Source organism: Demequina pelophila, assembly GCF_000971175.1.
GTDB lineage: Bacteria > Actinomycetota > Actinomycetes > Actinomycetales > Demequinaceae > Demequina > Demequina pelophila.
In genome coordinates, this window is the sequence record NZ_BBLY01000009.1 from 37062 (window position 1) to 51405 (window position 14344).

General features: G+C 72.1%; 15 protein-coding genes. 3 read left to right on the forward strand and 12 right to left on the reverse strand.

The features are described from left to right. Window positions 1-40: 40 nt before the first annotated feature. Both AOM03_RS11750 and AOM03_RS11755 read right to left on the reverse strand, forming a co-directional pair. Window positions 41-1213 (reverse strand): hemolysin family protein, encoded by a 1173-nt coding sequence (locus tag AOM03_RS11750; RefSeq protein ID WP_062381670.1) that lies wholly within the window; start codon window positions 1211-1213, stop codon window positions 41-43. A gap of 131 nt (window positions 1214-1344) precedes the next feature. After that, window positions 1345-2079 carry an SDR family NAD(P)-dependent oxidoreductase gene (locus AOM03_RS11755; RefSeq protein WP_062381605.1) on the reverse strand — a complete coding sequence of 245 codons (735 nt, stop codon included), beginning with the start codon at window positions 2077-2079 and terminating at the stop codon, window positions 1345-1347. 220 nt (window positions 2080-2299) lie between these two features. Here AOM03_RS11755 and AOM03_RS11760 point away from each other — a divergent pair, with 220 nt between their 5' ends. Together AOM03_RS11760 and pdxR are read left to right on the forward strand one after the other, a co-directional pair. Then, window positions 2300-3034 (forward strand): TSUP family transporter, encoded by a 735-nt coding sequence (locus AOM03_RS11760; RefSeq protein ID WP_062381607.1) that lies wholly within the window; start codon window positions 2300-2302, stop codon window positions 3032-3034. A gap of 31 nt (window positions 3035-3065) precedes the next feature. Then, window positions 3066-4619, forward strand: a complete 1554-nt coding sequence (pdxR, locus tag AOM03_RS11765) for a MocR-like pyridoxine biosynthesis transcription factor PdxR (protein WP_062381609.1) — start codon at window positions 3066-3068, stop codon at window positions 4617-4619. Between the two features lie 144 nt (window positions 4620-4763). Here pdxR and AOM03_RS11770 read toward each other — a convergent pair whose 3' ends face one another. From AOM03_RS11770 to AOM03_RS11785, 4 genes are read right to left on the reverse strand one after another with little or no spacing between them, the layout of a single operon-like run. Further along, on the reverse strand, window positions 4764-5846 hold the full coding sequence (locus AOM03_RS11770) for a taurine ABC transporter substrate-binding protein (protein ID WP_062381611.1): 1083 nt from the start codon (window positions 5844-5846) through the stop codon (window positions 4764-4766). 34 nt (window positions 5847-5880) lie between these two features. After that, window positions 5881-6783, reverse strand: a complete 903-nt coding sequence (locus AOM03_RS11775; protein WP_227589985.1) for an ABC transporter ATP-binding protein — start codon at window positions 6781-6783, stop codon at window positions 5881-5883. Window positions 6784-6786: 3 nt separating this feature from the next. Beyond that, complete coding sequence (locus AOM03_RS11780) at window positions 6787-7677, reverse strand: ABC transporter permease (RefSeq protein ID WP_227589986.1); 891 nt, start codon at window positions 7675-7677, stop codon at window positions 6787-6789. Continuing rightward, entirely contained in the window at window positions 7674-9032 is a 1359-nt protein-coding gene (locus tag AOM03_RS11785) for an aspartate aminotransferase family protein (protein ID WP_169746432.1), read from the reverse strand. Before AOM03_RS11785 ends, AOM03_RS11780 begins: the two co-directional genes overlap by 4 nt. Before the next feature lie 264 nt (window positions 9033-9296). Here AOM03_RS11785 and AOM03_RS11790 point away from each other — a divergent pair, with 264 nt between their 5' ends. After that, complete coding sequence (locus tag AOM03_RS11790; protein ID WP_062381612.1) at window positions 9297-10169, forward strand: CPBP family intramembrane glutamic endopeptidase; 873 nt, start codon at window positions 9297-9299, stop codon at window positions 10167-10169. 18 nt (window positions 10170-10187) lie between these two features. Here AOM03_RS11790 and AOM03_RS11795 read toward each other — a convergent pair whose 3' ends face one another. From AOM03_RS11795 to AOM03_RS11820, 6 genes are all read right to left on the reverse strand, one after another. Next, complete coding sequence (locus AOM03_RS11795; protein WP_062381614.1) at window positions 10188-10580, reverse strand: type II toxin-antitoxin system VapC family toxin; 393 nt, start codon at window positions 10578-10580, stop codon at window positions 10188-10190. Further along, window positions 10577-10804 (reverse strand): FitA-like ribbon-helix-helix domain-containing protein, encoded by a 228-nt coding sequence (locus AOM03_RS11800; RefSeq protein ID WP_062381616.1) that lies wholly within the window; start codon window positions 10802-10804, stop codon window positions 10577-10579. The genes AOM03_RS11795 and AOM03_RS11800 overlap by 4 nt, the downstream gene beginning before the upstream one ends. 86 nt (window positions 10805-10890) lie before the next feature. After that, a complete protein-coding gene (locus AOM03_RS11805) occupies window positions 10891-11109 on the reverse strand; it encodes a hypothetical protein (RefSeq protein ID WP_062381618.1) in 219 nt (72 codons plus the stop codon). Between the two features lie 47 nt (window positions 11110-11156). Next, window positions 11157-11474, reverse strand: coding sequence for a hypothetical protein (locus AOM03_RS11810; protein WP_062381621.1), 318 nt, complete (start codon window positions 11472-11474; stop codon window positions 11157-11159). 376 nt (window positions 11475-11850) lie between these two features. Next, on the reverse strand, window positions 11851-12804 hold the full coding sequence (locus tag AOM03_RS11815) for an AraC family transcriptional regulator (RefSeq protein WP_062381623.1): 954 nt from the start codon (window positions 12802-12804) through the stop codon (window positions 11851-11853). A gap of 76 nt (window positions 12805-12880) precedes the next feature. Further along, window positions 12881-14335: an aldehyde dehydrogenase family protein gene (locus AOM03_RS11820; RefSeq protein WP_062381624.1), complete on the reverse strand. Its 1455-nt coding sequence runs from the start codon at window positions 14333-14335 to the stop codon at window positions 12881-12883. Window positions 14336-14344 lie beyond the last annotated feature (9 nt).

Sequence of the window (14344 nt, forward strand, 5' to 3'; positions counted from 1 at the left end):
CCGTGCGGCACGCCGGAGGCGCGCCGCACAGACCCCTGGGCTACTCCTGCTCGGATGCCGGCGCCGCCGCGAGCGTCACGGCGACGATGCGCCGCGCATCGGCCTCGACCACCTCGATCTCGTGATCGCCGGCCGGCACCACGTCGCCCTCCTTCGCGAGCGCGCCCAGCCGCTCCACCACGTAGCCGCCGACGGTGTCGTACGGGCCTCGCGGCAGTTCGACCCCGGTGAGCTCCTCGAACTCGTCGAGGGTGACGATGCCGTCGGTGCCGCCGTACTCGTCCACCACCACCGCGATGTGCGAACCCGCGGTGCGGAGCTGCGACAGGGTGGGCACCACGCGATTGGTGACGGGCACGGACGCGATGGGGCGCATCAGTCCGGCGATCGGCTCGTCCGACCCCCGTCCCAGGAGGTCGCGGACGTGGAGGAAGCCCACCACATCGTCCACGTCCTCGCCGATGACGGGATAGCGCGAGTAGGGACGCTCGGCGACGGCGCGCGTCGCCGCACCGACGGTCATGCCGGCATCGAGGAACGCGACCTCGCCACGCGGTCGCAGCACGGCGCCGATCGAGCGGTCGCCCGCGTCGATGACGTCGCCCAGGATGCGGCGCTCATCCTCCTCGAGCGACTCATGCGCGGTGACCAGGTCGCGGATCTCGTCCTCCGTCATGGCCTCACCGGTCGCGCGCGGGTCTCCGCCGAGCAGCCTCACCACCGCATCGGTCGAGACCGACAGCAGCCACACGACGGGCCGCATGAGCATGGCGAAGCGGTCGAGCGGCGGGCCGACCAGCCGGGCCACGGCGGTCGAGCGCTGCAACGCGATGCGCTTGGGCACCAGCTCGCCCAGCACCAGCGACAGGAACGCGATGACGAGCGTGAGCAGCACGAGCGCGACCGTCTGGGCCGCGCCCGTGCCCAGCCCCAGGCCCTCGAACACGGGGGCCAGGGAGGGCGCGATGGACGAGGCGCCGTACGCGGCGGAGGCGAAGCCCGCGACCGTCACCCCGATCTGCACCGCGGCGAGGAAGCGGTTGGGGTCGCGCGCGACCCGGGCGACGCGCGCGCCGCGCCGGCCCGACCGCTCGAGCTGGCGCAGTTGGCTCTCGCGCAGCGAGACGAGCGCGAGCTCGGTGCCGGCGAACAGCCCGCCGATCAGAATGAACAGCAGCACGAGCCCGACGCTGAGCCACACCGACTGGTCCACGGTCACCACCCCCGACACGCTCGGGCGGCCCGGGGCCGCGCAGGGCAGGGGTGGCCGGCTCTGCCGGTGGGGTCATCCATGGCCCGCAGTGAAGCAAACCCGGCACGCCGGGTCAAACGGCCCGACCCGGGCTACGGCACCCGGTGCACCACCTGGGCGGACACCTGGTCGCGCGGCATGATGAACACGTTGTCGATGTTCACGTGCGACGGACGGGAGGCGATCCAGCGCACGGTCTCGGCGATGTCCTCCGCGACCAGCGGCGTCATCCCCGCGTAGACCTTGTCCGCCTTGTCCTGGTCGCCATCGAAGCGCACCACGGAGAACTCGGTCTCCACCAGACCCGGGTCGATCTGCGACACCCGGAGCGGCCGACCGATCATCTCCTTGCGGAGCACGCCCGACAGCGCGCCCACGGCGTGCTTGGCCGCGTTGTATCCGCCGCCGCCCGGGTAGGGCTCGCGGGCCGCGATCGAACCGATCGTGATGACCTGCCCGTCGCCTGACGCGAGCAGCTGCGGCAGCAGCGCGCGCGTCACCCGCAGCGTGCCCATGACATTCATCTCGTACATGCGCAGCCACTCGTCGTCCTTCGCCTCCGCAATGGAGGTGGTGCCCAGCGCGCCGCCCGCGTTGTTGACCAGCAGGTGGCACGCATCGACCCGCGCGGCGAACTCCTCGACCGACTCCGGGTCGGTGACATCCAGGCGCAGCGCGGTGCCCCCGATCTCCGCGGCGAGCGCCTCGAGCCGGTCCAGGCGGCGGGCCGCGACCACCACGTGCCAGCCATCCGCGGCCAGCGCCCGCGCGCTCGCCGCACCGATTCCGCTGCTCGCTCCCGTCACGACCGCGACACGCTGGGACATGGATGCTCCGTTCACTCCGCGCCGGCCCGGCACCTCCGGGGGCGACGCGACCAGCATGGCGAGCCGGAACGCGCCGGGCCAGTACCAGAGCCCGTGTTGTCGCAGGTGCCACCGTGTTTCCCCGACGTAAAGACTGACCCCGCATCGTGGCCCCGCGTGGCCCTGGCCGTTCCGACCGCCGGACCCCACACTCGAGAACCATGACCAAGGAACCGCCCCGATGACCCCGCTCGCGTGGGCTCTGGCGGCGCTGATCGTGGTGATCGCCACGGCGGTCCAGGCCGGCACCGGCTTGGGCTTCGGCATCGTCGCCGTGCCGCTGCTCGCGATCGGCGCGCCCGGCCTGGGCATCGGCGCGGTGCTCACGCTCACCGTGCTGGTGATGGTCGCCGTCGCCTGGGCCGAGCGGCACTGGCTGCGACTGGGGGACCTGACCCTCGCGTCAGCCGCCGCCGTTCCCGGCCTGGTCGCGGGCACGGCACTGGCGGGTGTGCTGCCACCGGCGTCCACCCACGTGGCGATCGGAGCCGTCGTGGTCGCCGCGTCGGGGGCGGCGCTGACCACCTGGACCGTGCGCACCACGCCCGCCTCGCTCGCCATCGCGGGGGCGCTCGGCGGGCTCCTCACTCCCGTCGCCGCACTGCCCGGCCCGCCGATGGCCCTGGCCTACCGTCCGGACGACGTGCGCACCATGCGCGCCACCCTCAGCGCCTATTTCGCGGTGGCATCGACGTTGTCCCTGGCATCGCTATCCTTGGCCGCAGGCGACAGCGGCGTTGCCACCCTGGGACGCGACATGCTGGCGGGAGCCGGCCTCGCACCAGCGGTGATCGCGGGGGCAGCCGTCGCGGCACCCGTGGTGCGGAGCCTGTCACCCGAGTTCGTGCGGAGGGCGGCCCTGGTGCTCTCGCTGGTCTCCGGCGCGGCGCTCGTGGCTCGCGGGGTGGCGACGTAGACCCCCGGACGCTGCGCCGCGAGGAGGACTGGTGAAGGTCGAGCCCCTGGCGGACTCGGACGAGGCGATCGGCGCCCGCGCGCGCCAGTACATCGACCCCGACAGCAAGGAGCCGCTGTTCCAGCAGGTGCGGCGCTTCCTCGAGCAGTCATTGCTCGAGGGGCGCTTCAAGCCGCATCGTCCCCTGCCGTCCTCGCGCCACCTGGCGGGCGTGCTCGGGGTGTCGCGCAACACCGTGAGCGCGGCCTACCAGGAGCTCACCGCCCTGGGACTGATCGAGTCCCGCCCCCGCAGCGGCCTCTACGCAGCCGCCGCCGTCGACCCCGAGTCGTCGCCCTCGGCCCCGGCCGGGCCCGGAGCCACGCCGCCCGCCGCACCCTCCGCCCACACCCGAGGCGTGCACACCGGCCAGGTCGACTGGGGCGCGCGGGTGCCACGTCCGCTGGGCGACGACCTGCCGCACGCCGCCGCGCACGTCGACTGGAACCGCCACCCCTTCCCGTTCCTGCCCGGCCAGCCCGAGCTGGGCACGTTCCCTGCGCGCGCCTGGCTTCGCGCCCTCAACGAGGCGCTCGCCGGCCCGCACCTGAGCGCGAGCCTGCGCGACAGCGTCGACGGCGACGACGAGCTCCTGGTCCAGGCCATCTGCCGTGAAATCCTGCCGCCGCGGGGCATGTCCGTGACCCCGTCCGAGGTGATCGTCACCAACGGCGCGCAGCAGGCGCTGTCACTGCTCGCAGACCTGCTTATCCGGCCCGACAGCACGGTGAGCGTCGAGAACCCCGGCTACGTCGACGCGTGGCACATCTTCCGCAACGCGGGAGCCACGCTGCGCCCGCTGGCCGTGGACGCGGGCGGGGCCCGCTTCACCAGGGCCGATGCTGCGGCATCCGAATTCGTCTATCTCACCCCCAGCCACCATCACCCGACGTCGGTCACCACGACCTACGCGCGCCGGGCCGCCATCCTGCGCGCTGCGCAGAGCGAGGACGCGCTGGTGATCGAGGATGACTTCGACTCCGAGGTGCGCTTCCGCGGCCGCCCCACGCCGTCGCTCAAGTCCCTCGACCGCACCGGTCGCGTCATCTACGTGGGCACGTTCTCCAAATTCGTGGCGCCGGGACTGAGGCTGGGCTTCATCGTGGCCGATGCCCCGCTCATCGCCGCGCTACGTCGCCGTCGGCGGTACCTCACCAAGCACCCTGCGGGACACCTGCAGCGCGCGCTCGGCATCTTCATCGAGTCGGGCGAGTACCACCGTGCGCTCCGCGCGCACAGGCGCCACCTCGTGCGCAAGTGGGAGGCGGTGACGGAGGGGCTCGAGCGGCACCTGCCGTTCGACCTGCCGCCCGTTCCCGCAGGCGGCCTCAGCGTCTGGGTGAGCGGCCCGCCGGAGTTCGACGGGACGCGGGCCACAGAGCTCGCACGCACCCGCGGCGTGCTCGTGGACGCGGGCGAGCGGTTCTATCTCGCGGACCCGGAGCGCCACCACATCCGCGTGGGCTTCAACGCGATCCCGTTGCAGGCGATCCCACGCGGGCTGGAACTGCTCGGCGAGGCCATCCGGGAGCAGCTCGCCGAGTAGCCCGCGTTGGGCTGTTCTCCCGCTCCGCGCGGACGCTCCGCACGGATTGGCCGGGGACACGCCGCCGGGGACCGGGCCTGGCGGCCCGATCCCCGGGGTGTCGCACGCGATTCCGTGCGGAGCGTCCAGTCGTGCGACGCGGGGTCAGCCCCCGATCGACTCGAGCGCGCCGGTGTAGACCGCGCCGGCGTAGTGCTCGTCGTCCGCGGCGGCGTCGATCTCGCCCTGCTCGGCGAGGAACGCCGCGGTGTCCGACAGCACCGGCGCGAGGTCGCCCCCGAAGTACCCGTCGAGCAGCTCCGCGGCCGTGAGGTAGCCGGTGCCCGCCAGCTGGCCCTCGACCACCGCCGCGTCGGAGCCCATCTGAATCGCGATCGCCTCGGCGGCCTGCGCCGGCGAGTCCTGGATCAGCTGGACGGCCCAGTCCTGCGCCTTGGTCCAGGCCTCCATGAAGGCGGGGTTGGCCTCGATGAACGCGGTCGAGGCGACGCTCAGGTCGAACGTGGGCGCACCGATCTCCGCGGCCTGCGTGCTCGACAGCAGCTGGGTGCCGTCGGCGAGGATCTCGCTGAGGGTCGGGTCCCAGATGTAGGCCGCGTCGATCTCGTCGCCCTTCCACGCACCCAGGATCGCGTCCGGTGCGAGGTTGATGATGGTGAGGTCGGTCGCCGGGTCCAGACCAGCATCGGTCACCGCGGCGAGCACGGAGAAGTGGGCCGTGGAGCCGAACGGCACCGCGATAGTGGTGCCGGCCAGGTCCGCCGTCGAGGCGATCGCCGCATCCTTCACCACGAGCGCCTCGGCGTCGCCGATCACGTCCTGGACGTAGACCACCTGCACGTCGAGGTCGAGCGGCGCGGACAGCGCCTTGACCGTGGGGCTCGATCCCACGGTGCCGATGTCCACCGAGTCGGACCCGAAGGCCTGGACCACGTCGCCGCCAGAGGCGTACTGGGTCCACGCGATGTCCGCGTTGGGCAGGCACGCCTCGAGGATGCCGTGATCCTTGACGATCAGGTCGCCCGAGGGCAGCACCTGGAACGCGACCCGGACCGTGCCCGTCACGGACTCGTCGGCCTCGAACGGGCAGGCGGACGCGGTCGGGACGTCGGTGGCGTCGGCCTCCGCGTTCGCCGCCTCGAGAGCGTCGGAGCTCGAGGTGCAGCCCGCGGTGGCGGCGGTGGCGGCGAACAGGAACGGGATCGCGAACAGGTGCTTGCGTGCCATGTTGGTACTTCCTTTCGTGATGGGTGTGCGGAAATCAGTGGTCGACGGGCGTGGCGCCGTGGACGTTCTGCGCGGCGTAGATGGCCGCGGAGACCTTGTCGCGCAAGGCGACGAACTCGGGCAGGGAGCGCAGCTCGGAGCCAGCCTCGGGGCCCGCGAGGTGCACGGGCTGGTCGAGGATCACGCGTCCCGGGCGCGCGCTCATGACCAGCACGCGGGTGCCCAGGAAGATCGCCTCGTCGACGCTGTGGGTGATGAAGATGACGGTCTTGCGCTTCTGACGCCAGATCTCGAGCAGCTCGAGCTGGAGGCGCTCGCGCGTGAGGGCGTCGAGCGCGCCGAACGGCTCGTCCATGAGGATCACCTCGGGATCGTTCGCGAGGACGCGCGCGATCTGGCACCGCTGCTGCATGCCGCCGGACAGCTCGTACGGCCGGCGCTCCATGAACTGCTCGAGCCCCACGAGCGTGAGAAAGCGCTCGGCGAGCTCGCGCCGCTCCCGTGCCCGCACGCCGCGCAGGCGCGGCCCGAGCTCGACGTTGTGGCGCACGCTCATCCACGGGAACAGGTTGGGCTGCTGGAAGACGACGCCGCGGTCCTGGCCGGGTGCGGTGACGACGCGCTCGCCCACGCTCACCGTGCCGCCCGTGGGCGGCAGGAAGCCGGCCACCATGTCCATGAGCGTCGACTTGCCGCACCCGGACGGGCCGACGATGCACACGAACTCGCCTGGCTCGATGGCGAGGTCGACCTGGGCGACCGCGTGCACGGTATCCCCGCTGTCCGTGACGAAGTCCTTGGTCACCCCCGCGAGGGTGATGGGCGGGGTGTCGGCGGTCGCGGCGGGCGGGGAGTCGACGAAGGTCATGGCGTTCCTCTCGGCGGGGCGGGCGATGGCGCGGGCGGTGCGGACGATGCGCGGGCTGGCGAGGGTCATGGATCAGGCCTTCGCCTTCCCGTACCAGGGCACCGCCACGGCGCCGAGCAGCTTGAGCGCGGAGTCGAGCGCGATCGCGGCGAGGCCGATGACGATGATGCAGGCGATGACGAGCGGGGTCTGGAGCTGGGTGCCGGCCACGTACGCAAGCCCGCCGATGCCGGGGATACCGTTGTTGAGCTCCGCCGCGACCACGGTGGTCCAGGCGAAGCCCACCGCGATGCGCACTCCGGAGATGACGCCCGGCAGGGTCGACGGGAACACCACGTGAACCAGCACCTGCCAGCGGGACGCACCGAGCGACTCGACGGCGTGGATGCGGGACGCGTGGATGCCGCGCACGCCGGCGATGGTCGCCATGGTGATGGGCGGGAAGGCCGCGAGGAAGAGCAACCAGATCTTCGACACGTCGCCGATCCCGAACCACACGATCAGGAGGCCGATGTAGCCCAGCGGCGGAAGGGCCCGCAGGAAGTTGAGGTACGGCTCGAGCACCATGCCGAACCCGCGCATCGTCCCCATGAGAAAGCCGAGCAGTACGCCGAAGGCGACCGCGGCGCTCACGCCGATCGCGATGCGCTGGAGGCTCGCCAGCAGGTGTTCCCACAGGAAGTAGTTCTGTGCACCGCAGACGATGCGGGAGGACGTCTCATTCACCGGGTGGCACGTGTTCGCGTCGACGAAGGCCTGCCAGACCGCGGCGGGGCCGGGCAGGAACAGAGGGTCGATGAGCGACGCTGCGGTCACGCCCCACCAGGTCAGCATCAACGCGGCGAAGACGGAGGCATGGACGGCCCCGCGCCGCAGCCCAGTGGGCCAGGAGCGGGCGCGCCCGCGGGGCCCGCCCTGGGCCGGCCCGGATTCCGTCGCCGCGGTGGCGACCGCGGCGCTCACGCCGTCTCCAGGGAAGCGGTGAACGAGTCCGCCCAGGCGAGCGCCTCGTCGAGGATCGCGAGTCCCGCGCGTGCCTCGTCGTCGGAGACGGTGCAGGGCGGGACCACGTGGATGCGGTGGTACTGGTTGAACAACAGCAGGCCCGCGTCCCGGGCCGCCGCCAGCACGCCGCCGACCGCCGGCGAAGCGCCGCCGTAGGGCGCGAGCGGCTCCTTACTCTCCCGGTCCTTGACCAGCTCGAGCGCCCAGAACACTCCCAGGCCGCGGACGTCGCCGATCGCCGGGTGGCGCTCGGCGAGCTCGCGCAACCCCGGCCCGAGCACCTCGGCACCCACCCGGGCGGCGTTGGCGACCACGTCCTCCTCGTGCATGGCCTCGATGGTCGCGACCGCAGCCGCCGCGGCGAGGGGATGCCCCGAGTAGGTCAACCCGCCGGGGTAGGCGACGTTGTCCCAGGTGGCCGCGACCTCGTCGCGCATGATCACGCCGCCCATGGGCACGTAGCCGGAGTTGACGCCCTTGGCGAAGGTGATGAGGTCCGGAGTGATGCCGTAGTGGTCGATCGCGAACCAGGCGCCCGTGCGGCCGAATCCAGCCATCACCTCATCGCAGATCATGACGATGCCGAACCGGTCGCACAGCTCGCGGACGCCGGCGAGGTATCCCGGCGGCGGCGGCATGATGCCCGAGGTGCCCGGAACCGTCTCGAGGACGATCGCGGCGATGGTCGAGGGCCCCTCGAACACGATGGTCTGCTCGAGGTGCTCGAGCGCGCGGTCGCACTCCTCCTGCTCGGTGGTCGCGTGGAACGGCGAGCGGTAGAGGAACGGGCCGAAGAAGTGGGCCGTGCCCGCTGGGGCAAACTCGTTGGCCCAGCGACGGGGGTCGCCGGTGACCTGGATCGCCGTGGCGGTGGAGCCGTGGTACGAGCGGTACGTGCTCATCACCTTGGTGCGCCCGGTGTGCAGGCGCGCCATGCGTATGGCGTTCTCGATCGCGTCCGCGCCGCCGTTCGTGAAGAACACCTTCTCCATGCCCTCGGGGGTCAGGTCGGTGATCAGCTTCGCGGCGAGCGAGCGCTTGTCGTTGGCGTGCGACGGCGCGATCGTCGCGAGCGTCGCGGCCTGGTCCTGGATCGCCTTGACGACCTTGGGGTGCTGGTGGCCGATGTTCGTGAAGACCAGCTGCGACGAGAAGTCGAGGTAGCGCTTGCCGTCGGCGTCCCACAGGTAGCTGCCCTCGCCGCCCGCGATGACGAGCGGGTCGAGCTGGCGCTGCGCGGACCACGAGTGGAAGACATGGGCGCGGTCGAGCTCGTAGGCGAGGCGACCGGCAGGGTCCTGGGGAATGGGCACGTGCTGCTCCTTTGTCGACGGCCGGCGGGGATGGCTCCGATTCTTCGAGGTCCCGACGAAGGCGTGAAGCGCCAGTGACCAGGCCTTTGCCCGGGCCACCGTTCACGCGCCGGATACCTGGGTGTCTGTCATGTGACGCCCGGGGGTCCAGATGAAACGGCACGGAAACGCGCGCCAGCGTGGGCGCGCGCGCTGCCGACTCGCGAAACTCACTTGGCTGTCTACAGTGGTCGACGAGTGACGCCAGCAGCGAAGGACTTCCCGATGCCCGCCCCCGCAACGCCCGACCCCGCCTCCCGCGCGACCACCGATTCCCGCCGCGACCCCGCATACGACCGCCGCCGGCTGATCGCGTTCTTCGCCGGGCTTCTCGCCTTCTACGGAGGCGCGGTGCTGATCCTGCGCCCCGGCCCCGAGGACATCGACACGATCGCGCTCCCCGTCATGTTCGCGCCCGCGTTCGGCGCACTGATCGCCGTCCTGTTCGCACGCGGCCGGGTCCAGTTCGGGCGCCTCACCCGACACCTGTGGCTCGCATTCCTGCCGCCGCTGGCGATCCTCGCGACCACCTGGCTCGCGAGCTACGTCACCGATGTCGAGGTGCAGCCGGGCAACCTGCTGGGCGTGCTCGCGTTCGCGATCCCGTTCGGGCTGCTGGGCTCGATCACGGCGGTGGGCGAGGAGATCGGGTGGCGCGGCTTCCTGTGGCCGCTGATGCGCCGCCACACCGGCTTCTGGACGGCCGCCGCGATCATGCTCCCGATCTGGTGGCTCTACCACGTGCCCGCCGTGCTGTGGTGGGGGTACGGCTACGTGGGCGGGCTGCCTGCCTTCACCGTCGGAATGGTGGGCTTCATCCTCTTCGTCGGCGTCATCACCGAGCGCAGCAACAGCCTCTGGCCGTCGGTCCTCGCGCACGGCGCGTGGAACTCCCTGGTGGCGGCGGCGTTCCGCGCGGGCCTCGGCGGGCAGTCGCCGTCCTGCGACGGCACCGCCTGCGAGCCCTTCACCGCAGGGGCGAACCTGTTCACCGGGCCGCAGACCCTGCTGGGCGAGTTCGGCTGGATCGCGGCATTGACGATGCTCGCGCTGGGCGTGGCGACCGCCGTGTGGCACGTGCGCCGACCGCAGCCCTGACCGGCGCGCCGGGGCACCTCAGTCCCGCCGCGCCGCCAAGCGGATCTCGGCGCGATGGGCACCGCTGCGGAGCTTCGCGTCGCACGTGACGAGCGGCGCGCCCAGGCCCTCGGCGAGCGCCACGTAGCAGGCGTCGTAGGCGGTGAACTGATGCCGCAACTGCCATACGCGCTGGGAGAGCGGCGCGACCTCGTAGCGGGCGATGGAGAACTCGAAGAATGCCCGGCGGGCGCGCTCCGCGTCGGCGACGTCGAGCTTTCCCGCAAGCGAGAGCCCGCGAAGCACCGACAGAACCTCGATGTCGAGCAGGTGCGGCGCGTGCACCTCGCCTGCCAGCGCGTCGAAGAGTGCTGAGTCGACGTCCTTCCCGACGAGCGCCTCGACCATCGCCGAGGCGTCGACGACGATCACCGTCGTCCAGCCTCGAGTTCGGTCAGGATCTCCGCGGTCGACGGACCCACCGACCTGTCACGCTCGCGGAGTCGCGCCACGAGCTGGGCATTGGTCGGCCGAGCGGCGATCCTCACCAGTTCGGCGCCCACGAGCGCGGACAGCGAGCGCCCCTCCGACGCTGCGCGCGCCTTGAGCGCCTCCACGACGTCAGCGGGAACGTCCCGGACATACACGGTGGCCATGCCGCGACGCTAGCAATCAGCTAGCACCTGGGCAAGGGGCGGGGCCTGGTCGGCCCGGGCCGTCGTGCCTGCCCGACAACGGCCCGCTACCGGTCGAAGTAGCCGGCGGCGCGCAGCTCGTCCGAGATGCGGTCCCAGGTCCGCTTCTGCCCGAGCCCGTAGACGAACACGGCCGCGCCGGCCGCGAGCGCCCACCCGAACCAGTGGGCCTCGCCGTCGCTCGTTGCGAAGGCCGCGAGCGCACCCATGATCACGATGCTGGCGCCGATGAAGTAGGCGGAGTGCGCGTTGCTCAGGGCGCGCATCGACCTCCGATCGAGCGCTTCGAGCTCGGCGCGTGTACGCGAGCCGTTCACAGCAGGCCCATGTTGTGCGCCATCAGGTAGACCGTGCCGAATGCCAGTGCCGCGGTGCCGATCGCCCACGGCATGATGCGGCGCTTGAAGTCCGACCAGTCGCGGCAGCCGCGGTGCACCACGAACGCGGCGATCAGGGCCACGAGCCCGCCCGTGGACAGGGCGAACTCCGGCGTGTACCCGAGCGAGGCCACGGCGAGCATCTGCGCGACGGTCGAGGTGAGCGCCACGGTCGCCAGAGTCGCGCTGACGAGCTTCCACGTGGCCGGGCGCTCGGTCTTGACGGGAACGTCGGGGTAGGTGGGCTCGGCCATGGCTGCTCCATTGCTCGTGGGGACCCGGCCGCACTGACACGGGCCGCCCGAAGATGTGGCGCCGCCCGCTGTGTCCACGAAGCGGCTCGCCCTCACCGTACGCAGGCCTGCGCCGGGACCTCCGGGTCCGGCCGCGGTGACACTCCTCACACGCACGAACGGGGGTGCCCCCGATGAGACACAGATCACGCCGTCTCGGACCTCACGCACGAGCCAAGAGCCGCATCCTGGTCACACCCCGGTCGGGGCACGCCCACCCCGCGTCGCACCGAAGCTGTTCAACCCACCCGCGAGCGGAGACCCCCTGTGAACCCCACAGACGCCCTCGCCTCCGCGGGGGTGCGCGCCACCTGAATCGGCTCGCGATCCGGCGCGCCTAGGACGCCGCGGGCAGCCCCCGCAGGCACCCGGCCCGCCACTCGCTGGGCGTCATCCCGTGCTCGCGCCGGAAGGCCCGGGTGAACGTGGTCGCGTCCTCGAAGCCGGCGCCGGCGGCGACCTCGGCGATCGACAGCTCCGCGAAGTCGGGGTCGGCCAGCCGATCCGCCGCGAGCGTGAGCCGGTGACGGCGCAGGTAGTCGCTGGGCGTCGTGCCCACCTCCTCGAACACGTGATAAACGGTCCGGCGGGAGATGAAGAACTCCGCCGCGATGTCGTCCACCCGCACCCGCGGCAGGTTGACGGACACGAAGTCCTCGATCGCGCGCAGCAGCCCGCCGCGCGTGCGGGGCAGCACCCGCGTGCCCTCCGCGGCCGCGCGGATCATGGTCGAGGCCAGGTCGCGCGCGACCTCCCCGGCGGGGGACGATGCCTCGCCTCCCGGGTCTCCGGCGAGGCCCTGGTTGCGGTGCAGGTCGAGCGCGTACGAGAAGAACACCCGCGTGGCCGCCGAGGACGGCAGCGCGAGGCTGCTCAGGCCGCCCGCGATCGCGCCCCCCGGCGCGTCCAACGCCGCCCGCGACACCTGCACAATGAGCTGCCGCTGACCGGGCTCCGAGTAGTCGAGGTAGTACGGCGAGTCGGTGGCGTACATCGAGGCGGCGCCGGGGCGCACGGAGATCATCCGCCGCCCCTGGCGCACGGTGCCCCGCGAGGCGACCTGGAGGGACAGGTGGAGCGCGTCCCCCTCCGCGCGTGCCGCGAGCCGCTCCGAGCGGTCGACGGTGTGCCCGTCGGTCGCCACGCAGGAGATGGACACCGCGTCATCGAGCTCCAGCTGATCCATGCGCCCGCGGAAGCCCGGCTCGAACTTCCCGCAATTGATGGGGACGAAGCACCGTCCGACGACGTCGCGCCACTCGTCCGCGCTGTCCGCCGCGAGAACTACCACCACCGCCTCCTTGCGCTGATTCTTCGCAAACTAGGGCGCATCACCCCTGGTGTCAACGGAAGATGCGCGATCGTGATCAGAACGGGTACGTCGCGATCGACCCCTGGATGGTGACCCACTGGGTCTCCGTGAAGGCCTCGATGTTGGCCTCGTGGCCGCCGAAGCGGACGCCGGTGCCCGATGCCCCCACCCCGCCGAAGGGCGCCTGCGCCTCGTCGTCGACGGTCTGGTCGTTGATGTGAACGATGCCGCTGCGCATGCGGTCCGCGAGCTCGAAGGCCGCATAGGCGTCGCCGGCGAGGATGCCGAGCGACAGCCCGTAGGGCGAGGAGTTCACCAGCTGCACCAGCTCCTCCGTGGTGGAGAAGGACGTGACCGAGGCGACGGGGCCAAAGATCTCCTCCTCGAACGCCGCCTGGCCGGGCGCCACGTCCGCGAGCACGGTGGGCGAGTAGAACAGCGCGTCGTACGAGCCGCCCGCGAGCACCCGCGCGCCCGCGTCGACGCTGCGCGTCACGATCGAGTGCACCTTGTCCCGCTGACCCGCGTCGATGATGGGCCCCAGCGGCGCTCCGCTCGCGGGCGGCCCGGCGGACAGGCGCGAGGCCTTCTCCGCGAGCAGCTCGACGTAGCGGTCGTAGAGGCTCTCGTGGACCAGGTGGCGGCCCGTGGTCATGCAGATCTGCCCCTGGTGCAGGAAGGACCCCCACGCGCCGGCCGAGGCCGCGGCCTCGACGTCCGCGTCCTCGAGGACCACGAGCGCGTTGTTGCCGCCCAGCTCGAGGTGGGCGCGCTTGAGCAGCTCCCCGGCCCGCGCGCCGATCGCGCGGCCCGCCGGCGTGGATCCGGTGAAGGAGATGACCGGCACGCGCGGCTCGTCGACCAGCGCCGCGCCCACGTCGGCGCCGCCGGGGACCACATTGAGGACGCCGGGCGGCAGGCCCGCCTCCTCGAGGATGGCCGCCAGGTACAGGCCGCCCGCCACCGTGGTCCGCGGGTCCGGCTTGAGGACCACCGCGTTGCCCAGGGCCAGCGCCGGCGCGATGGACCGCGCGGCGAGGATGGCGGGGAAGTTGAACGGCGAGATCACGCCGACGACGCCCACGGGCACCCGGCGCGCGAGCGACGTGCGCGGCCGGCCGGTGCGCAGCAGCTGTCCGTACGGCATCATCGCGGTCGCCGCGGCCAGGTGGAACTCGGAGGCCACCAGTCCCGCCTCGAACGCGGCCTTGCCGTGCGCGGATCCGGCCTCGTCCGCGAGCCACGTCGCGAGCACCTCCGTGGTGCCCTCGAGCAGGGCCGCGGCCTTGCGCAGCACCGCCGCCTTCTCCTCAGGGGAGGTGGCCGCCCACGTCTTCTGCGCGCTCACCGCGAGGTCCACGGCCGTCTCCACGTCCGCCGCCGTGGCGACCGCGAAGGAACCCAGGCGCTCCCCGGTCGACGGGGACACCGCATCGGCCGTCGCCCCCAGGGTTGTCCATCCGCCCAGGTAGGTCCGCGAATCCCAGCCGTTCTGATCGAAGAGCAACATGCCCCCACC